Origin of the sequence: Microbacterium oxydans (genome assembly GCF_900095745.1) — a bacterium.
GTDB classification, from domain to species: Bacteria; Actinomycetota; Actinomycetes; order Actinomycetales; family Microbacteriaceae; genus Microbacterium; species Microbacterium oxydans_B.
Genome location: NZ_FMIR01000018.1, coordinates 297,168 through 317,879, shown reverse-complemented (window position 1 = coordinate 317,879; position 20,712 = coordinate 297,168). Strand labels below are relative to the sequence as shown.

Here is a 20,712-nt window from a genome sequence, read left to right as displayed (position 1 = left end):
CATGGTCACGACAGCCACTCTCACCGAGCGCTACATCAGCGCGACGATCCGCAGCCTCCGACCTGAGGCGCAGGACGATGTCCGTGCCGAGCTCGAAGCCTCCATCGCCGATGCGATCGAGGCGAGGCTCGAGCAGGGGGAGGCGCCGGAAGACGCCGAACGTGCCGTCCTCACCGAGCTCGGCGACCCCGGGGTGCTGGCCGCCGGGTACGCGGATCGCCCGTTGTACCTCCTCGGCCCGCGCTTCTATCTGACTTGGTGGCGAATGCTCAAGCTGCTGCTGATGATCGTTCCGGTCTGCGTCCTCGGCGGCGTCGCACTGGGGCAGACCATCTCCGGTGCCCCCTTGGGCGAGATCATCTCGACGTCGATCGTGGCGACCGGCGGGGCAATCCTCCACATCTGCTTCTGGACCACGCTCGTCTTCGTCATCCTCGAGCGTTCGAACAGCACGACGGCGATCGAGAAGTGGGATCTCGACCAGCTGCCGGAGCCGACGGAGAAGGGAGTGGGGCGTAGCGAGCTGATCGCGTCGCTCGTCTTCCTCGGTATCGCGATCGGTGCTCTCCTCTGGGATCGCTACCGCGGCTTCGTCCACGTCGACGGCGAGACCTTGCCGATCCTGAACCCGCAGCTGTGGCCGTGGGGGATCGGCGTCCTGTTCCTGCTCATCGCCGCAGAGGCCGTGTTCGCGGTCGTGCTCTACCGCAGGGGCCGCTGGACCACGGGGCTGGCCGTGACGAACACGATCCTCGCCGTCGCATTCCTCGCCTGGGTGCTCGTCCCGCTGCTGACCGGTGACCTGGTGAACCCGGAGTTCGTGGCGCAGGTCACCGCGGCCGGCGGTGAGGGCTTCGCGGCAGGACAGGCCGAGTCGGCCGACGAAGGCGGGGTGTTCCGCATCCTCGCCGTGCTGCTGGGATTCGGTGTCGCGCTCGGCGTCGGCTGGGACATCGTCGACGGCTGGATCAAGACGGTCCGCGCTCGGCGTCGCTGACCACGCGCGATCGAGGAAGCGCCGTCCCGGTCGGGGCGGCGCTTCCTCCGTGGCCGGGGGCGGGCGAGGAATAGGGTGGATGCCGTGACCAGCGCATTCGTCTCCGATCTGTTCGACCCGGCCGAATGGGTGCTCGCGCCCGGCGCCGAGGACTACACCGACATCACCGCGCATGTCTCGCACGACGGCGGAGTCGCGCGCATCGCCTTCAACCGTCCGGAGGTGCGTAACGCCTTCCGCCCGCACACCGTCGACGAGCTCTACCGCGCGCTCGACATCGCTCGGCAGGATGCGCACATCGGAGCGGTGCTGCTGACCGGAAACGGTCCGAGCCCGAAGGACGGCGGCTGGGCGTTCTGCTCGGGTGGCGATCAGCGCATCCGCGGCCGCGACGGGTACAAGTACTCGGATGCCGAGACGGCGATCGTCGACGGTGCGAGCCGCGCGGCGGTCGGACGCCTGCACATCCTCGAGGTCCAGCGGCTCATCCGCTTCATGCCCAAGGTCGTCATCGCGGTCGTTCCCGGGTGGGCTGCCGGCGGAGGGCACTCGCTGCACGTGGTGTGCGACCTCACGATCGCCTCGGCCGAAGAGGCCCGCTTCAAGCAGACGGATGCCGACGTGGGAAGCTTCGACGCCGGGTACGGCTCCGCATACATGGCACGGCAGACCGGGCAGAAGTTCGCCCGCGAGGTGTTCTTCCTGGCCGAGGAGTATTCGGCGCAGCGTGCCTACGAGGCCGGTGCCGTGAACCGCGTCGTGCCGCACGCCGAGCTTGAGCGCGAGGCGCTGAAGATGGCGCGCACCGTGCTCACGAAGTCGCCCACGGCGATCCGCATGCTGAAGTTCGCCTTCAACGCGGTCGACGACGGCCTGGTCGGTCAGCAGGTGTTCGCCGGTGAGGCGACCCGTCTGGCCTACGGAACGGACGAGGCGGTCGAGGGTCGCGACTCCTTCCTCGAGAAGCGGGACGCCGACTGGTCGTCGTTCCCCTGGCACTACTGAGCCGGAGACCCGCATGACCGCCCTGACCCCCACGGATGCCGAAGATCCGGATGTGCTGCGGGACGCCTTGCAGCGCGCGCTCGAGGGCGGACCGGCGCTGGGTTTCGGAATGCTGGACGGTGCGCCCGAGAACGTGGCGGACGGCATCGCGGCGGTGATCGCGACCTCCGGATCGAGCGGCATACCCAAGCGTGTCGCCCTGAGCGGTGAGGCGCTGCGCGCGAGTGCCGAAGCCACGGCGGCGAGGATCGGGAGCGGGCGCTGGCTGCTCGCACTGCCCGCCGGGTACGTCGCGGGGCTGCAGGTGATCGTGCGGTCGATCCTCGCGGGCACTCGGCCGGCCGTCATCGACGGCAGATTCTCTCCCGCGTCCTTCGCCGAGGCGACACTCGCGATGATGCGTCCGTCGTCGGGGACAGGGATTCCCGACCTCTACACCTCGCTCGTCCCCGCACAGATCGCGACGCTGCTCGACGCCGCCGACGACACGGCCGTGCGTGCCGCGCTGACGGCGTACCGGGCGATCCTGGTGGGCGGACAGTCGCTGCCGGAGCCGCTTCGCGAGCGCGCGGCCGACCTGGGTGTACGGGTGGTCCGAACCTATGGCTCCACGGAGACCAGCGGTGGCTGTGTCTACGACGGCGTGCCGCTCGACACGGTCGGCGTGCGCACGGTCGAGGGGGAGTTGCGCATAGCCGGCCCCATGCTTGCCGAGGGGTATCTCGGTGACGCCTCGTTGAGCGCCCGCACCTTCGTGCGGGACGAGCACGGCATCCGCTGGTATCGCACGGGCGATCTCGGTCTGGTCGAAGACGGCGTGGTGCGCGTGCACGGCCGAGCCGACAACGTGATCGTGTCGGGCGGCATCAACATCTCCCTCGATCGGGTGGAGCGGATCGTCCGGCGGGTCCCGGGATTGCACGAGGCCGTCGTGGTCGGCGTGGAGGACGAGCACTGGGGCGAGGCATCCGTGATCGTCGCCGCGCGTGGTGAGGTACTGAGGCGGAGCGAGTCTGAGCAACTCACTCAGGCCCGTGACGCTGTCGCCGAAGAACTCGGCAAGCACGCGCGTCCCTCCCGCCTGATCCTGGTCGACGAGATGGATGTCCTGGCGTCGGGCAAGCCCGATCGCGAGGCCATCCGGCGGGCCGTCGCCGACCTGCACTGAGTGCGATCCACTGCCAGACTGAGTCGCATGGATGTGCTGCGGCTGGCCGGAGCGCCGGGTGTGGGAAAGAGCACCGTCGCGTGGGCTGTCGCCGAGCGTCTCGCATCCGACGGAGTGCCGACCGGGTACCTCGATATCGATCAGCTCGGCATGTGCTACCCCGCTCCGTCCGATGACCGCGACCGCTGGGCCTTGAAGGAGACGGCGCTCGCCCGGCTCGCCGTGCGGTTCCGCGACGCGGGCGTCGAGCGCCTCGTCGTATCCGGAGTCGCCGATCCATCTCAACCGCCCCCGGTGAACGGGCATCCGACGCTCTCCCTGTGGCTGGATGCGGGTGAGGAGACGAGACGGAGACGATTGGCTCCCCGGCGGTGGGAACGCGAACAGGTGGATGCCGCGCTCGCGGCCGGCACCGAGGAGGCGAGCGCCGCGCACCCCGCCTGGGAACGTCTGGACACCGAGCGGTCGACCATCGAGGAGTCGGTGCAGGCAGTGATCGCGCGGCCGGCAGTCGGGGCGGAGGTGGCATCCGACGTCGTATTCTTCGAAGCGCATGCGACCGGTCGAGTCATCTGGATCACCGGTCCGAGGTGCGCCGGTGCCTCACATGTCGGCTGGGAGCTGGCTCGCACGCAATGGGCTGGGGGCGAGCGCACGGGGTTCCTCGATGGCGCCCAACTGAGCTTCGTGTGGAATGCCGATCCTGTGGACGGAGCAGCGGCCGCAGCGGTGCTGCAGGCGGTGTTCGCTGAGGTGGGGGCGAAGACCGTGATCGCGGTCGCGCCGTTCGAGAGCTCGCCGAAAGACGTGCACGCTGCCTTCCCGCGAGCGGACGTCCGGTTCTTCCGACTCGATGCCGACGATCGCACGCGCCGCGGCCACGCTGTCCGGAGGGCGGAAGGAGCGGACGGCGCGGTGCTCGCCGGTGACGACCTGATCGGGGCGGATGCCGACGCGATCGAGAGGATCCTCGCGGTCGGGGCGCGCCAGCGCGCGTCGCCGTTGCGCATCGGTGAGATCCTCGTCGACATGCCGACGTCCACGGTGACGCCGGTGGTCGACAGAGTGCGGGAATTGGCCGGTCTGGCCGCTCTGCCAGACTGAAACGCATGGCCTCGTACACGCACGGACACCACGAATCAGTTCTCCGCTCGCACAACGTGCGCGACATCGCGAACTCCGCCGCCTACCTCCGTCCGCACCTCACGGACACGACCCGGCTCCTCGATGTCGGGGCCGGCCCCGGCACGATCACCGTCGACTTCGCCGGGGCCGTCGGGCATGTCACCGCCACCGAGATCGACGAGAACGCCCTGTCGCTGTCGCGTGGCCTCGCCGAGGAACGCGGCCTGAGCAACCTCGCCTTCTCGGTCGAGGATGTGCACGCGCTGAGCTTCCCTGATGACTCGTTCGACGTCGTACACGCGCACCAGGTTCTGCAGCACGTCGGCGACCCGGTGCAGGCGCTTCGCGAAATGCGTCGGGTGACCGTTCCCGGCGGACTCGTCGCAGCCCGCGATGCCGACTACTCGGGCTTCATCTGGTTCCCCGTCCTGCCCGAGCTCGACAGGTGGTTGGCGCTGTACCAGGCGGCGGCGCGTGCGAACGGCGGCGAGCCGGATGCCGGGCGCAGGTTGCTGGCGTGGGCGCGGGCCGCGGGTTTCGATGACGTGACCGCGACGGCATCCACCTGGTGTTACGCATCGCCGGCTGAGCGCGCCTGGTGGGGTGGGATGTGGGCCGACCGCATCCTCGAGTCGGCACTCGCGCGGCAGCTGGTGGACAGTGACATGGCGACTCCTGCGGATCTGCAGGAGATCAGCGATGCGTGGAAGCGCTGGGCCGACGACGGCGACGGCTGGTACCTCGTGCCGCACGGCGAGATCCTCGCCCGCGTCTGACAAGACGCCCGTGCCGGGCGCGGCGCATTATATCGGTATTTTTCCGGTAACCCTATGTTTCCGCTGAGTGTCGTAATACTCTTCGATCGTTACGTGTGCCCCAGCGCGGAACAGTTGAGGGGAAAGAGCAATGAAGCGGATCACTCGCGGGACAGGTCCGGTTCGCCGGGCTGCCGTGGCCACTGCGGCCCCTCGTACCGCGGCCCCACGAAAGATGGCTGCGACTCTGGCGCTGCTCCTCGGCGTGGCGTCGGCGTTGACCGCGGGCTTCGGCGGGTCGGAATCCGCTTCGGCAGCGGAGGTCGCGTGTGTCCCGACGGGCGCGTACGTGCATTGCGTCGACTTCACCTACAGCGGCGGCGACCAGACCTTCACCGTCCCCACAGGCGTCACGCAGGTGAGCGCCACGCTCACGGGTGCCGGCGGCGGGGGCCAGTGGGCGGGCGCGGGTCAGGGCACGCAGGGCGGAGGCGCGGGCGGACAGGCGGTCGGCGTCCTATCCGTCACGCCCGGAGCATCTCTCACGGTCACCGTCGGCCAGGGCGGTGCGCCGTTGCAGGGGGCTCCGACTTACGGCGGCGGCGCCGTCGGTGGCGGCGCGGCCACCGGAAACGTGCGTCCTGGTGGAGCCGGTGGAGGCATGAGCGCGATCTGGCAAGGCGGGTACGGCGTCACTCCCTTGCTCATCGCAGGCGGTGGAGGTGGTGCACCCGGAGGAAGCAGTGCGGCCGGTTCCGCCGGAGGCGCCGGAGGAGGCACCGCGGGAGCCCCGGCGCCCGCAGAAGGGCTAGCCGAAACCGGACGCGGCGGTAGCCAGACTGCGGGCGGAGCAGCGGGGACGGGTGCGTGTACGGCTGGTGCTCCGGCGGCGGGGACGCAATATGCGGGAGGTGTCGGTGGGGGCGCTTCGAATTTGAGCATCGACGGCGGCGGTGGCGGCGGTGGCGGCTACTACGGGGGCGGTGGCGGTCGGTGTCTGGCTCTGCTGGGTATCGGCGACGGCGGAGGCGGCGGCGGGTCAGGCTTTGCGGCTCCTGGTGTGGTCGGCGCGGCGCTGACACTGGGTGGAGGAGCATCCGGCGGCGGAGCTGCAGCGAGCGGCGGAAATGGGACCGTGCGACTCCAGTGGGGTGCCGCAGCTGTGGTGACCGGTCCCGCCGATGGAGCGACGGTTCCGATTCGACCGGCATTCTCCGGCACGGGAACACCGGGCGACGTGGTCGAGATGCGCGACGATTCGGGCGCGGTGCTCTGCACAGCGACGGTGACCGCGGCGGGGACGTGGAGCTGCACGTCGACGTCGGATCTCGCCGTGGGCGCCAACGTCGTGCAGCCGTACACCGTGGTCAACGGCCAGGCGTTCGCCGGCAATGCGATCACCGTGAATGTCCCCTCGCCGTCGACGCCGGTGATCACGGGACCCGCGAACGGTGACGTGGTAGCGGATTCCACGCCGACCTTCACGGGCACCGGAGACGATGGCGACACGATCACGGTGCGCGATGGCGGCGGTGCTGTGCTCTGCACGACGACCGTGGTGGACGGTGCCTGGTCGTGCACGCCCACGACGGCATTGCCCGAAGGCGCAGCGACGGCGACGCCGACGGCGACGAACATCGACGGCACGAGCACGACGGGTGCACCCGTCGCGTTCACGGTGGATACGGTGGCCCCTTCGGCGCCGGTGGTCACTGGTCCAGCGGATGGTGCGGTGCTGACGGATGCCACGCCGACATTCACCGGCACGGGTGATGACGGCGACACGATCACCGTGACGGATGACGACGGCACCGTGCTGTGCACGGCCACTGTGGTCGATGGCGCGTGGTCCTGCACACCCACTGATCCGCTGCCGGAAGGCGTGAATACGATCACGCCGACGGCGACGGACGCGGCGGGGAACTCCACCCCGGGAGAACCGATCGAGGTGACGGTGGACACGGTAGCCCCCACCGCTCCCGTGATCACGGGCCCGGCGGATGGCGATGTGGTGGACACGGCGACACCGACGTTCACCGGCACAGGCGATGACGGTGACACGATCACCGTGACGGACGGTGACGGCACCGTGCTCTGCACCGCGACTGTGGTCGATGGGGAGTGGTCCTGCACCCCGACCGATCCACTGCCGGAAGGCACGAACACGGTCACCCCGACCGCGACCGACCCTGCGGGGAACTCGACGGCGGGTGCTCCGATCGACGTGACGGTGGATACGGTGGCGCCGTCCGCGCCGGTGATCACTGGCCCCGCCGATGGCGATGTGGTGACGGACGCGACGCCGACATTCACCGGCACTGGGGATGACGGCGACACGATCACCGTCACCGATGGTGACGGAAACGTGCTGTGCACGACGACCGTGGCGGCTGGCGCCTGGTCCTGCACGCCCACGGATCCGCTGCCGGAGGGCACCAGCACGATTACGCCGACCGCGACGGACCCGGCCGGAAACTCGACGGCGGGTACCCCGATCGATCTGACCGTGGACACGGTCGCCCCGTCGGCCCCGGTGATCACGGGTCCCGAGGATGGCGATGTCGTGGCGGATGCGACGCCGACGTTCACCGGTACTGGGGATGATGGCGACACGATCACCGTGACCGACGGTGATGGCACGGTGCTGTGCACGACGACGGTGGTCGACGGTGCGTGGTCGTGCACGCCGACTGATCCGCTGCCGGAAGGGACCAACACGGTCACGCCGACGGCGACGGACCCGGCCGGCAACGCTACCGCGGGCGACCCGATCGAGTTCACGGTCGACACGGTGGCTCCGTCGGCTCCAGCGATCACCGGCCCGGCTGATGGTGCGGTGGTGACGGATGCGACTCCGACGTTCACCGGAACGGGTGATGACGGCGACACGATCACGGTGACGGACGGTGACGGCACCGTGCTCTGCACGACGACCGTGGTCGACGGCGCCTGGTCCTGCACGCCGACCGATCCGTTGCCGGAAGGCGTGAACACGATCACGCCAACAGCGACCGACCCGGCAGGGAACACGACGGACGGTACTCCGATCGAGCTGACCGTGGACACGGAAGCTCCGTCTGCCCCGGTGATCACCGGGCCGGCGGAGGGTGATGTGGTGGATACGGCGACGCCCACCTTCACGGGTACGGGTGATGACGGTGACACGATCACCGTGACCGATGACGACGGCACGGTGCTGTGCACGACGACCGTGGTCGACGGCGAATGGTCGTGCACTCCGACCGATCCGTTGCCGGAGGGGACGAACACGATCACGCCGACGGCGACGGACCCGGCGGGGAACACGACGGCGGGCGACCCGATCGACCTGACGGTCGACACGGTGGCCCCGTCCGCTCCGGTCATCACTGGCCCGGCGGATGGTGCTGTGGTGACGGATGCGACGCCGACTTTCTCGGGCACCGGTGACGATGGCGACACGATCACGGTGACCGATGGTGACGGCACGGTGCTGTGCACGACGACCGTCGTCGACGGCGCCTGGTCGTGCACGCCGACCGATCCGCTGCCGGAAGGCGTGAACACGATCACGCCCACCGCGACGGACCCGGCCGGGAACACGACGGAGGGCGATCCGATCGACGTGACGGTGGACACGGTAGCCCCCACCGCACCCGTGATCACGGGGCCGGCGGATGGTGACGTGGTGGACACGGCGACGCCGACGTTCACGGGTACCGGTGATGACGGGGACACGATCACTCTGACCGACGATGACGGTACCGTGCTCTGCACGACGACCGTCGTCGACGGCGAATGGTCGTGCACGCCCACGGATCCGCTGCCGGAGGGGACGAACACGATCACGCCGACGGCGACCGATCCCGCGGGCAACCCCACAACGGGTGACCCGATCGACGTGACGGTGGACACGGTGGCCCCCTCCGCTCCGGTGATCACCGGCCCGGCTGACGGCGCTGTGGTGACGGACGCGACTCCCGCCTTCACGGGCACCGGCGATGACGGCGACACGATCACTCTGACCGACGATGACGGCACGGTGCTGTGCACGGCGACCGTGGTCGATGGCGTTTGGTCGTGCACGCCGACCGATCCGCTGCCGGAGGGCGCGAACACGATCACGCCCACGGCGACAGACCCGGCGGGTAACTCCACGGCGGGCGATCCCATCGATCTCACGGTCGACACGGAGGCCCCGTCGGCGCCGGCGATCACCGGGCCGGCTGATGGTGCTGTCGTGACGGATGCGACGCCGACGTTCACCGGAACCGGTGACGACGGTGACACGATCACGGTGACCGATGGTGACGGGGCCGTGCTGTGCACGGCCGCCGTGGTCGATGGCGCGTGGTCCTGCACACCGACCGACCCGCTGCCGGAAGGTGCGAGCACTGTCACGCCGACGGCGACTGACCCCGCAGGTAACTCCACGGCGGGCGATCCGATCGATCTCACGGTGGACACCGTGGCCCCCTCCGCTCCGGTCATCACCGGTCCGGCTGATGGTGCTGTGGTGACGGATGCGACGCCGACGTTCACCGGAACCGGTGACGATGGCGACACGATCACCGTGACCGATGGTGACGGCACCGTGCTCTGCACCACGACCGTCGTCGATGGCGAATGGTCCTGCACCCCGACCGATCCGTTGCCGGAGGGCGCGAACACGATCACGCCGACGGCGACGGACCCGGCGGGGAACACGACGGCGGGCGACCCGATCGACCTGACCGTGGACGCGGTCGCCCCCACGGCCCCGGTGATCACAGGCCCGGCGGATGGCGCTGCAGTGACGGATGCCACGCCCACCTTCACGGGTACCGGTGATGACGGCGACACCATCACTCTGACCGACGATGACGGCACCGTGCTCTGCACGACCACCGTCGTCGACGGCGCGTGGTCCTGCACCCCGACCGATCCGTTGCCGGAGGGGACGAACACGATCACGCCGACCGCGACCGACCCCGCCGGGAACACGACCGCGGGCGATCCCATCGACGTGGTCGTCGACACGGTGCCGCCCGCTCCGGTCCTGAACCCGGTCTGTGTCCAGAACGCGGATCTCACGATCACCTGTTCGGGCACCGGCGAGCCGGGGACGACCGTGGTCGTCACTGCGCCGGACGGCACGGAACTGTGCCGCACCGCTGTGGTCGTGCCGGAGTGGAGCTGCACGTCGTCCGGTCCTGCCGACCCGCAGGAGGTCACCATCACGGTCATCGATGCGGCAGGCAACGTCTCGACGCCCACGATCGCTCCCGTGACGCCGTACGTCCCGCAGCCGTCCGGCGGGGGCAGCGGCACGCTGGGAACCACCGGTGCCGACAGCTCTGCGCCTATCGCCCTGGGAGCCCTTCTGCTCTTGATGGGCGGGGCGGCGCTCCTGCGCTCGAGGCGATGGGCGCCCGTGGAATCCGATTCCTCGACCGCTTGACGGGAGATCCTCGCCCGCGTACGACACCGCACGGATACATCCACGGACGGATGTTTCCGTGCGGTGCGCTCGCGTAGCGTGGGGGAGTGATCCGGCCACTCTCCCGCACGGCGCTCGCGCTCGACATCGTCGGGGCGACGCTGCTCTTCCTCGTCCTGATGCCGACGTCCCTCGTGTTCTACGGGCCGGGCACCGGGAACACGGCGATCGGAGGCATATCGGTCGTGGCGGTGGTCTTCGCTGCCGTGCTGATGTTCGGCGGCGTGGCGATCGGCCGCCTCGCGCCGGGCTGGGCGCTGGCCGCCGCGTGGGCCGGCGCGATCCTGCAGATGATCGCCGGGTTCGGCCCGCTGCCGATCGACTTCGCCATCCTGCTCATCCTCTACGCCACGGCCGCGTGGGGCACGCGGCGGGTGCTCTGGTGGGGCTTCGCCTCCGCGCTCGCCGGTGGGCTCGTCGCCGCCCTCTACATGGTGGTCGTCAATGGCGTCGCCTTCGGCGTCGGCACCGGATGGGAGCAGGTGACGACGGGCACGCTCCTCCTCATCGTTTCCGTCATGGCGCTCGGGTTCGCGTGGGTCTGCGGCCTGCTGTGGCGGGTCGTGCTGCGCGCGCGCAGCACCCGAGCCGCTCAGCTGCAGGCCGAGTCGCTCGCCGTCGAGGAGCAGGAGCGCGTGCGCATCGCCCGCGACATGCACGACATCGTGGCGCACTCCCTGGCCGTCGTCATCGCGCAGGCTGACGGCGCACGATACGCGGCTGCGGCGAAACCAGAGATGGCGACCGAGGCGCTCGGAACGATCGCGCAGACAGCGCGCGGCGCGTTGAGCGACGTGCGCATGCTGCTGACCCAGCTCCGGCACCGGCAGGGCGACGGCCCGCAGCCCACGCTCGCTGACCTCGAAGCCCTGTTCGCGCAGGTGCGGCAGGCAGGGATCGAGCCGCGGGTCACCGTCGACCCGATGCCTCCGGGGGAGCCGCCGGGGGCGATCCAGCTCGCCGTCTACCGCATCCTTCAGGAGGCGCTGACGAATGCGATCCGCCACGGCGACGGCGCCGTCGACGTGCACTTGGCCTGGTTTGCCGATCGGGTCGACATCGACGTGCGGAACACGGTGCAGCGGGAGACGATGGTCGCACCCGGTGGGCACGGGGTCATCGGCATGCGCGAGCGGGCACAGCTCGTCGGCGGTAGTCTGCAAGCCGAGCTCCGAGGGGCTCAGTTCGTCGTCCACGCCTCGCTTCCGATCGGAGCATCCGAATGATCAGAGTCGTGCTCGTCGACGACCAGGCGCTTTTCCGCGCCGGCATCCGCATGCTCGTCGCCTCACAACCCGACCTGGAAGTCGTCGGGGAAGCCGGCAACGGACAGGAAGCGCTCGAAGTCGTCCGTGCCACGCGGCCCGACGTGGTGCTGATGGACATCCGGATGCCGGTCATGGACGGTCTCACGGCGACCGCCGAGATCCTCACCCGGCCGGAGCCGCCCCGCATCGTGATGCTCACGACGTTCGACCTCGATGAGGCTGCCGCTCGGGCGATCCGGCAGGGCGCCAGTGGCTTCCTCCTCAAGGACGCCGATCCGGAGTTCCTGCTCGCCGCGATCCGTACCGTGCATTCCGGGTCGAGCGTGATCGCGGCCTCGGCGACGCGCGATCTGTTCGCCCACTTCGCCGAGGCGCCGAAGCCCGTCCCGCCGCAGTACACGACGCTCACCGACCGGGAGAAGGAGATCTTCGCGCTCGCTGCCCGGGGGCTGTCGAACGCCGAGATCGCCGGCCGGGAGTTCCTGAGCGAGGCGACCGTGAAGACGCACATCAGTCGCATCCTCACCAAGCTCGCGCTGCGCGACCGTGTGCAGCTGGTGGTCTTCGCCTTCGAGCACGGCCTCGCCTGACCGTCCAGGCGACCAGCGAATGGTCGAGTGCGGATCATCCCTCCGATGTATGCGGATGCTCCGGGCGGGCGATGACCGGCGCGGGGCTGCGGAAATAGCGTCGAAGGTATGGAGATCACGACCACCGACCTGGGGCTCGCCGCCCGCGTCCAGCACCTGAAGAAGACCTACGGCTCGGGCGAAGGCACCGTCCGTGCGCTCGATGACGTCAGCGTCGGCATCCGCCGCGGACAGTTCACCGCGATCATGGGCCCCTCGGGCTCGGGCAAGTCCACCCTGATGCACATCATGGCGGGGCTCGACAGCCCGACGGAGGGGCGCGCGTGGATCGGCGACTCCGAGATCACCGGTCTCGGCGACATCGACCTGACGATCCTGCGCCGCCGCCGGGTCGGCTTCATCTTCCAGGCCTTCAACCTGGTGCCGACGCTCGACGCGCTCGGGAACATCATGCTCCCGTTCGAGCTCGACGGCCGCCGGCCGAGCGCGATCGAGCGGGCGCGCATCGACGGACTGATCGAGACGCTCGGACTCGGCTCGCGCCTCAACCACCGTCCGCATCAGCTGTCCGGCGGGCAGCAGCAGCGTGTCGCCATCGCCCGCGCCCTGGCGACCGCCCCCGACCTCGTGTTCGCGGATGAGCCCACCGGCAACCTCGATTCCAAGACCGGGCGCGAGGTGCTGCGCCTGCTCGCCACCGCGAGCCGCGAGCATGGGCAGTCCATCGCGATGGTGACCCACGACGCGATCGCGGCGAGCCATGCCGACCGCGTGCTCTACCTCGGTGACGGCAAGATCGTCGCCGACCACCCGCGTCAGACCGCGGAGGAGATCTCGGCGTACATGCTCGCCGCGGAGGTGGCGGCATGACCGCCGTCGCCGCGGTCATCCCCGACACGCGGGCGACCGGTCCTCGACTGGCGTGGCTCCGAGACCGGGGCATGGGCGCCAGCATCCTCGTCGCCGCGCTGTCGGCCGCGTTCGGTGTGCTCCTCGTCGAGATCACGGCTTACATCGGGGCGGTCCTACAGGCCGACCCCTTCATCGGCGACAGTGAGACGCTCGCGTTCGTGGTCGCTCTGCTGTCGGTGCTGCTCACCGTGGTCGCCATGTACGTGGCCGCGATCGTCACGGCGAACACCTTCTCGACGATCATCGCCGGACGCACGCGCCAGATCGCGCTCATGCGTCTGATCGGGGCGACCGCACGTTCGCAGCGGGCTCAGGTCGGCAGGCAGGGTCTCGTCGTCGGCCTGCTCGGCGCCGCGATCGGTCTGCTCGTCGGACTCGTGCTGGCGGTGATCGGCGTGCAGATCGGGGCGCAGTTGATCGACAACGCCCCGGCATCCTTCTCGCTCGCGCAGCCGTTCGTCGCGCTGCCCGCGATCGGTGTCGCACTCACGACCTGGGCGGCGGCGTGGGCCGGCTCTCGGCGAGTACTCTCGGTGACCCCGCTGCAGGCACTGGGCGGATCGGTCGAGCGGACCCACGACGAGGTGTCGGGCAAACCCGGCCGGCACGTGGGCGCGTGGATCCTGCTGATCGCCGGAGCCGTGCTACTCGCCGCCGGGGTGGTCGTCGGGCTCCTGACTCCGCTCGGCGTCGTCATCGCCTTCTTCGGGGGTGTGCTGTCCTTCACGGGGCTCGCTCTCGGATCCGTGCTGTTCATGCCGCCGGTGCTTCGCCTGGTGGGGCGGATGTTCGGCTCGAGCGCGACTGCCCGCCTCGCGGCCGAAAACGCGCTGCGCTATCCGGAACGGTCGTCCCGCATGGCCATCGGCGTGGTGATGGGGGTGACTCTGGTGACGATGTTCGCCGTCGCGCTCGAGTCCGCCAAGCGTCTGATGATGAGCCAGGTCACCGGGGAGGTGCCGGAGGAGTTCTTCGCGCCGATGGACGCGTTCGCCGCGGTCATGATGGTGCTGGTCGCCGTCTCCGCCGTCATCGCGGCCGTCGGCCTCGTGAACCTGCTCACGATCGGTGTGGTGCAGCGTCGCCGTGAGCTCGGTCTGCTGCGGTCGATCGGACTGTCGAACCGGCAGGTGCGGCGGATGGTGCTGCTCGAGGCCACGCACATCACGGTGGCCGCGACGCTGACGGGCCTCGTGCTGGGCATCGTGTACGGGTGGATCGCGGCGCAGTCGCTGCTGGGCTCCGTTCCGACCCTGCCGGAGTTCACTCCTGCCGGGCTCGTGGCCCCGCAGGTCCCGTGGATACCCATCGTCATCATCGTCGTCGCCACAGCGGTGCTCACGCTGGTCGCGGCTGCCACGCCCACGCGCCTGGCCACTCGGGTGGCTCCGGTCGAGGCGCTCGCTGCGGATTGACGGCTCTAGGCTGGTCGGATGCCGTCGCCGTTCGATCAGTCCACGTACCAGGTTCGTCTCGACTGGGGCACCGCGGGTCTCGCCCGTCTCGCACCCGCCGACATCGTCGTGGTCGTGGATGTCCTGCGATTCTCGTCCACCGTGATCGATGCCGCAGTCGGCGACACCGAGGTGGTTCTGGCGGAGGCCGAGGGATGGTCGCGGAACGGCGCAGCGGTCGCCGCCGCGGCATCCCCGGATGCGATCGTCCTCGTCGGCGGCATCCGCAACGCCACTGCTGTCGCCCGCGCAGTGCAGACCGTGCAGGAGCGTCGGCAGGCGCGCACGTCGGTCGCGGTCATCGCGGCGGGAGAGGCCGATGCCGCCGGTGTGCCGCGGTTCGCGGTCGAGGATCAGCTCGGCGCGGGCGCCATCGTCCTGGCGCTCTCGGATCGGGGCATCGATCACACCTCGCCGGATGCGGCGGTCGCCGCCGAGGGATTCCGTGCTCTCCGCGGCGCGCTGCGGCACATGATCGGCGCAAGCGGGTCGGGACGTGAGCTCGCCGAAGGTGTGGCGTCCACCGCTCGTATCGAAGCATCCGGCCTGACGCCGACATCGACGACGGATGCCGCCGTGCTCGACGCCGTCGACGTGGTTCCCGTCTTGCGCGAGGGGTTGTTCACGAGGTTCGAGTGATCTCCGTCTGACGCCGCGCGGGAGACGATGGTTCGGCCATCGCCACGTAGGGTCGTGGCATGAGGTACCTCCCCGCCGTCATCGTCGACATCGTGCTCGTGCTCGTCTTCGCCGCGATCGGTCGTGCCTCGCACGATGAGAATCCGGCGGGGTTCCTGCTCACCGCCTGGCCGTTCCTGATCGCTCTGGCGATCGGCCATGTTCTCGCGGCTCTGCTCCCCGCCAGGCCCCGTCGGCCGTGGTCGGTGCTGTGGGGCACGGTGGTCTGGGTCGTGACGGTCGCCGGGGGCATGCTCATCCGCGTGCTCAGCGGCGACACCGCCGAGGTGCCGTTCATCATCGTGGCCACGATCGTGCTCGGTGTGTTCCTGGTCGGCTGGCGGGCGATCACCGCACTGTTGCGTCGACGCCGCGCTGCCGCGGAGGCGCAGGCAGATTCCGTCCCGCTCGAGGACGAGTACCCCGACGACCTGCCGCGCTGAGCAGCGGTCAGCGGGGCATCTGAGCGGCGAGACGCACGTCGGACGGGATCTCGCGACGGGTCCACGCGAACACATGCCTGGCATCGAACGTGCGTGAGCAGCGGGCGCAGGAGGTGGCCCTCGTCGGCCGCCGATGCCGGTAGGTCACGTGCCCGGATGGGCACTGTCCCACCCACGGTGCGAGTTCGACAGCGGTCTCGCCGTGATGGGTCGTGCCGCCGACGTAGCCGAGTTCCCGCGCGACGCGTTTCCATGCCGGGCCGTGTGCGGCTGCATGTCCGGCGAGCGCGTGCGCGACCTCATGCAGCAGCACCTGGTGGATGTCGTCGTCTTCGAAGCGGGCGGCGAGGTAGCGCGAGACCGTGATGCGCTTCTTCGTGTAATCGCACTGTCCGGCCCGGCGCTTGGCATGGTCGAACCCGAAGGTCCAGCTGTCATCGAGATGCAGCGTGATCAGTGCTTCGCCCCAGACGCGCACACGGTCGAGTTCCGCCATGCGCCCAGATTATGCCCTGCGACCGACATCGTCGTCGCAGCACGGGTTCAGCCCGCGACGAGTTGCGACGGACGGCGACGCTCAGCGGCCTCGATCGCCAGCAGAACGGTCTCCAGTTCCCGGTCCTCTGCGCCGGATTCCCGCCGGAGGAACAGCGACTGCTTGAAGCTCTCCCGCGCTGTCTCGTAGTCGCCGGCCTCGTAAGCGTTCTTGCCGTGGTGCTGATACGCGAATGCCGCGATCGACAGCCAGCGCTGGCCTTCGGCCTCGGTCGCGCAGGTGGCCAGCTCCTGTTCGGCGGCGGCGTGTGCACCCCGATACTGCAGGATCGTGGCGTGCAGCACTCGTGCGCGCAGAACATCCTTACGGGTGCCGGCCATGCGCGCCTGGCGCACGGTCTCGTCGGCCAGCACGAGTGCCTCGTCCAGACGGTCGAGCACCTTCAGCAACCACACGCGCTCGAGCAGAGCGGGCAGGCTGCGCTGCGACTCGATCTCGGCGAGACGCGTCGCGCACTCGTCGAGATCGACCTTTTCGCGGAGCGTCTCCTGGTCGTATCCCCGGATGAAACTCATTGCTCTCCTTCCGCAGCGTCCCCGTCCAGTCTGCCTTCCGGTCGAGCGCTCGTCGGGGCGGCGCGCCCTGGTCGGCGCATCCGAGCTGCGACATACCGCGGCGCGGTCGGCGTCGGGCCGCGCTCGATCGATCCCGTCGAGGTCAGCGCAGGAAGAGCGAGGCGTCGGGGCGAGGCGATGCGACCGCATCGGCATCCGTGACGACCCGTGCGCCTTGCAGGAAGGCCGCGGCCTCGGCCCCCTGCGCGATCTTCGCGGGATGCGGGCCGGCCGCCAGCATCCGCGGCAGCCACTCGGTCGGCAGCGGAGAAGCGGATGCCGCGATCACGAGGTTCCCGAAGCGCCGCCCCTTGAGCACCTGGGTATCGGCGAGGATGCCGATCTCGGGCAGCACTTCGGCGATCGTCGCGGCCTGGCGGCGGGCGAAGGCGAGGCCCGGGCCGTCCGCGACGTTCACGAGCAGCACACCTCCGGGCGCGAGCAGGCCGGAGAGCTCGCGGTAGAACTCCACGCTTGTGAGGTGGGCGGGCGTCTGCGCTCCGGAGTAGACATCCGAGACCACGAGGTCGCAGCTCGCCTGCAGGGCGCCCGGCAGCCGGCTCACCCCTTCCCGTGCGTCGCCGATGCGGATGCGGATGGCCGCGCCCTTCGGCAGCGGCAGATGCTCGCGGACCAGCTGGGCGAGCGGCGCTTCGAGTTCGATGACCTGCTGGCGGGAGCCGGGTCGTGTGGCGTCGATATAGCGCGGAATCGTGAGGGCGCCGGCGCCGAGGTGCACGGCCGTAAGCGGCCCGGGCGCCAGCTGATCGATCACCGCGCCCATGCGCACGATGTATTCGAAGTGCAGGTGCGTGGGGTCATCGAGGTCGACGTGCGACTGCGGGGTGTCGTCGACGATGAGCTCGAACCCGGTGGTGAACTCCGACGGCACGATACTGGCGATGCCGCCGTGGTCCAGGCGGACCTGCGGATGCTCGGCGTCGCGCGATCGGTTTCGGCCCATGGCCCGAGCCTACGCGGCGGGTGGGAAGGTCAGCGCAGCCGGCCGTTGGCGCAGGTCTCCTGCTCCACCGTCTGGCCGGAGATGGCCGGGTCGAGCGTCGCGCGCGGCGCCGGGGTCGCGGGCGCGTCCGTGGACGGAGGGGTGGCCGGTGTCTCACCTTCGGTGCCCGGAGCGGGCTCGACCAGCTCGACGCCCCCGTTGTTGCTGACGCCGCCAGTGAGCTGCACGGGCTGACCCGCTTTCAGCGCGTCCCAGATGGTGGCTGCCGCGTCATAGTTCGGGACGACCCGGTCGGAGTCGTCGGGGTCACCGAACACCGGGTACTGCAGGAAGACGAAGTCCGAGAAGGGCACGTCCTTGATCGAGAGCGCGAGCTGCGCGAGCCGGACGGGATTGGCCAGCTCGTCACTCGGGTCGATGTTGTCGACGACGGTATTGGCGAGTCCCAGCACCTTGCCCGGGTCGCTGAGCACCTCGTCGCTCATGATCTTCTTCACCAGGCGCGACATGTACTGCTGCTGGTTCGAGACGCGGGCCATGTCGCTCTCGTCGCCGACACCGTGCCGGGTGCGAATGAACTGGAGCGCCTCGTAGCCCGAGACGGTGCGCGGTCCCGGCTCCCAGTCGAGAGCCGTGTGCCGGTCGCGGATGCCTTCTCCGCCGATGCACACCTCCACACCGCCGATCGCGTCGGTGACCTCCATCACTCCGTCGAAGGCGATCTTCGCGGCGAACGGGATCTCGATGCCCGTGAGCTGGGTGACCGTCTTCGCCACGCAGGAGAGGCCGGCGCGCTGGAAGATCGAGTTGATCTGCGTCTTGTTCGTGGCCGAGGCGACGGATCCGTCCGGGAGCGTGCACTCCGGGGTCTCGATCATCAGGTCGCGGGGGAGCGAGACGACCGTGACGTTGCGGGGCTCTGCCGAGACGTGCACGAGCAGATTCACGTCATTGAGGATGCCGCCGTCGGCCTCCGAGCAGCGCTCGCCGAGAAGTCCGGTCGAGACCTCGCCGCACTCATCGGTGCCGATGATGAGCATGCTGAACTCGCCGGGGAAGGCGCCGATCTGGGGAGGCTCCACCTCGGGGGCGTCTTCGAGGGTGACGGCACCGTCGCTGAAGCGATTGAAGTAGTCCGTCACGATGAACGCGGCGACGGCGATCGCGGAGACGAGGATGACGCCCAGCGTGATCCCGGCGATCTTCAGGAAGCCTTTGGCGGGCCCGGGAGTGGGAAGAGTCGCATGGCGCGCGACCGTGGAGCGGTCGGCTTCGTCGTGGCGGCGCATGCCCGCGAGCCTACCGGCGGACCCTGCGGGCGCCGCGCAGGCCGAGCCTGGGCAACACCTGGGAGAGACCGCGGTGATGGCGATGTTACGGCCGCGTGACGATTGTGAGAGGAACTTGCAGGTAATTAGTTAGTCGTGGATACTTTTTCCTAACCCCTGGCGAATACCTGATACTCGCCTGGACTTTTCAAAGAGGAGATCCCCGCATGCACAAGCGCATTCTTCCGGCCGTGGCGCTCGGCGCCGTGGCCACGCTCGCCCTCGCCGGCTGCGCCGGCGGCGGTGACACCGGCTCTACCGACGGCGAGGGCAAAGAGCTCACCGTCTGGATCATGAAGGGCACCAACCCTGACGCGACGGCCTTCTACGACGACGTCGCCGAAGCCTTCGAGAAGGAGACCGGCGCGACGGTCAAGATCGATGAGATCCAGTGGGCAGACGCTCACGACCGCTTCGTGACCTCCATCGCCGGTGGCACGACTCCTGACATCGCCGAGACCGGCACCACCTGGACCGCCGAGTTCGCCGACGCGGGCGCGCTCCTCCCGATCGACGAGTACGTCGACGGTGAGAAGGGTCTGCGCGACGACCTGGTCGAGGGCCTCGAGGTCGCCGGCACCTACGAAGACGAGCTGTACGGCATGCCCTGGTACGCCGGTGTCCGCTCGCTCATGTACCGCGCCGACGTGTTCGAGGAGCTCGGTCTCGAGGCTCCGAAGACGTGGGACGACATCGTCGCCGCGGGTGACGCCATCAAGGCCGCCAAGCCCGACATGCTGCCGTTCCCGGTTCCGGGCGACGCCGAGTTCCAGGTCTACCCCTGGGTCTGGGGCGCCGACGGCGAGATCGCCACGAAGGACGGCGACACCTGGACCAGCGAGCTCGACAGCGCCGAGTCGCAGGCCGGCATCGAGTTCTACACCGGCCTCGCCACCGAGCACGGCTTCTCTTCCGCAGGTGCCACCACCTGGAAGGAGACCGACCTCCGTGACGCGTTCACGCAGGGCAACGTCGCCATGATGCTCTCGGGCTCGTGGACGCCGAACTCGCTCATCGAGGCGAACCCCGACCTCGAGGGCAAGATCGGCGCCGCGGTCATCCCCGGCCAGGACGGCGGCATCGCCCCGTCGGTGCTCGGTGGATCGCACCTCTCGATCTTCAACACGACGAAGAACGCCGACCTCGCGTGGGAGTTCGTGAAGCTCGTCACGACCGGCGAGTTCGCCGAGCAGTGGTCGGACGAGACCGGCTACTTCCCGGGTGTGCAGTCCGCGATGGAAGAGGCCCTCGCCTCGACCGACCCGCTGGTCGCACCGTTCGCCGAGCAGATGGTCGACGGCGGAGCATCCGTCCCGGTCACCCCGAACTTCGGCGCCGTCCAGGCGAAGAAGACGACCAACTCCATGATCCAGGCCATCCTCAGCGGGCAGAAGGACGTCGCGACCGCGACGAAGGACGCTTCCGCCGAGATGACCGAACTGCTCAACCAGTAAGGA

General features: G+C 69.5%; 17 protein-coding genes. 13 read left to right on the top strand and 4 right to left on the bottom strand.

Going from position 1 to position 20,712, the window contains the following annotated elements; translation table 11 throughout:
- Window position 1: 1 nt before the first annotated feature.
- The 12 genes from BQ2383_RS14235 to BQ2383_RS14180 all read left to right on the top strand — a co-directional run bounded on the left by BQ2383_RS14235 (window position 2) and on the right by BQ2383_RS14180 (window position 15,853).
- Complete coding sequence (locus BQ2383_RS14235; RefSeq protein ID WP_091035336.1) at window positions 2–997, top strand: permease prefix domain 1-containing protein; 996 nt, start codon at window positions 2–4, stop codon at window positions 995–997.
- Between the two features lie 84 nt (window positions 998–1,081).
- Window positions 1,082–2,002: a 1,4-dihydroxy-2-naphthoyl-CoA synthase gene (locus BQ2383_RS14230; RefSeq protein WP_091035886.1), complete on the top strand. Its 921-nt coding sequence runs from the start codon at window positions 1,082–1,084 to the stop codon at window positions 2,000–2,002.
- Window positions 2,003–2,015: 13 nt separating this feature from the next.
- A complete protein-coding gene (locus BQ2383_RS14225; protein WP_091035333.1) occupies window positions 2,016–3,170 on the top strand; it encodes an AMP-binding protein in 1,155 nt (384 codons plus the stop codon).
- 27 nt (window positions 3,171–3,197) lie between these two features.
- The gene (locus BQ2383_RS14220) at window positions 3,198–4,274 is read left to right on the top strand and encodes a hypothetical protein (RefSeq protein WP_091035331.1); all 1,077 of its coding nucleotides are present in this window, start codon (window positions 3,198–3,200) and stop codon (window positions 4,272–4,274) included.
- 5 nt (window positions 4,275–4,279) lie between these two features.
- Entirely contained in the window at window positions 4,280–5,071 is a 792-nt protein-coding gene (locus BQ2383_RS14215; RefSeq protein WP_091035328.1) for a methyltransferase domain-containing protein, read from the top strand.
- A gap of 214 nt (window positions 5,072–5,285) precedes the next feature.
- On the top strand, window positions 5,286–10,469 hold the full coding sequence (locus BQ2383_RS14210; RefSeq protein WP_140403365.1) for an Ig-like domain-containing protein: 5,184 nt from the start codon (window positions 5,286–5,288) through the stop codon (window positions 10,467–10,469).
- Window positions 10,470–10,555: 86 nt separating this feature from the next.
- Window positions 10,556–11,734, top strand: a complete 1,179-nt coding sequence (locus BQ2383_RS14205; protein ID WP_091035323.1) for a sensor histidine kinase — start codon at window positions 10,556–10,558, stop codon at window positions 11,732–11,734.
- Window positions 11,731–12,366: a response regulator gene (locus tag BQ2383_RS14200; protein WP_091035319.1), complete on the top strand. Its 636-nt coding sequence runs from the start codon at window positions 11,731–11,733 to the stop codon at window positions 12,364–12,366. Before BQ2383_RS14205 ends, BQ2383_RS14200 begins: the two co-directional genes overlap by 4 nt.
- A 108-nt stretch (window positions 12,367–12,474) precedes the next feature.
- Window positions 12,475–13,236, top strand: coding sequence for an ABC transporter ATP-binding protein (locus BQ2383_RS14195; RefSeq protein WP_091035316.1), 762 nt, complete (start codon window positions 12,475–12,477; stop codon window positions 13,234–13,236).
- Window positions 13,233–14,693 carry an ABC transporter permease gene (locus BQ2383_RS14190; protein WP_091035312.1) on the top strand — a complete coding sequence of 487 codons (1,461 nt, stop codon included), beginning with the start codon at window positions 13,233–13,235 and terminating at the stop codon, window positions 14,691–14,693. Before BQ2383_RS14195 ends, BQ2383_RS14190 begins: the two co-directional genes overlap by 4 nt.
- 18 nt (window positions 14,694–14,711) lie before the next feature.
- Complete coding sequence (locus BQ2383_RS14185) at window positions 14,712–15,371, top strand: 2-phosphosulfolactate phosphatase (RefSeq protein ID WP_091035310.1); 660 nt, start codon at window positions 14,712–14,714, stop codon at window positions 15,369–15,371.
- A 59-nt stretch (window positions 15,372–15,430) separates the two neighbouring features.
- Window positions 15,431–15,853, top strand: a complete 423-nt coding sequence (locus BQ2383_RS14180) for a DUF3054 domain-containing protein (protein ID WP_091035308.1) — start codon at window positions 15,431–15,433, stop codon at window positions 15,851–15,853.
- 7 nt (window positions 15,854–15,860) lie between these two features.
- Here the strand turns inward: BQ2383_RS14180 and BQ2383_RS14175 are convergent, their stop codons facing one another.
- The 4 genes from BQ2383_RS14175 to BQ2383_RS14160 all read right to left on the bottom strand — a co-directional run bounded on the left by BQ2383_RS14175 (window position 15,861) and on the right by BQ2383_RS14160 (window position 19,216).
- A complete protein-coding gene (locus BQ2383_RS14175; protein WP_091035305.1) occupies window positions 15,861–16,349 on the bottom strand; it encodes a SprT-like domain-containing protein in 489 nt (162 codons plus the stop codon).
- Between the two features lie 47 nt (window positions 16,350–16,396).
- Window positions 16,397–16,924, bottom strand: coding sequence for a hypothetical protein (locus tag BQ2383_RS14170; protein WP_029261824.1), 528 nt, complete (start codon window positions 16,922–16,924; stop codon window positions 16,397–16,399).
- 142 nt (window positions 16,925–17,066) lie between these two features.
- Window positions 17,067–17,927, bottom strand: coding sequence for a spermidine synthase (locus BQ2383_RS14165; protein ID WP_091035302.1), 861 nt, complete (start codon window positions 17,925–17,927; stop codon window positions 17,067–17,069).
- A 29-nt stretch (window positions 17,928–17,956) separates the two neighbouring features.
- Window positions 17,957–19,216, bottom strand: a complete 1,260-nt coding sequence (locus tag BQ2383_RS14160) for an LCP family protein (RefSeq protein WP_091035299.1) — start codon at window positions 19,214–19,216, stop codon at window positions 17,957–17,959.
- 206 nt (window positions 19,217–19,422) lie between these two features.
- Between BQ2383_RS14160 and BQ2383_RS14155 the strand changes: the two genes are divergently transcribed.
- A complete protein-coding gene (locus BQ2383_RS14155; protein WP_091035297.1) occupies window positions 19,423–20,709 on the top strand; it encodes a sugar ABC transporter substrate-binding protein in 1,287 nt (428 codons plus the stop codon).
- Window positions 20,710–20,712: the final 3 nt, after the last annotated feature.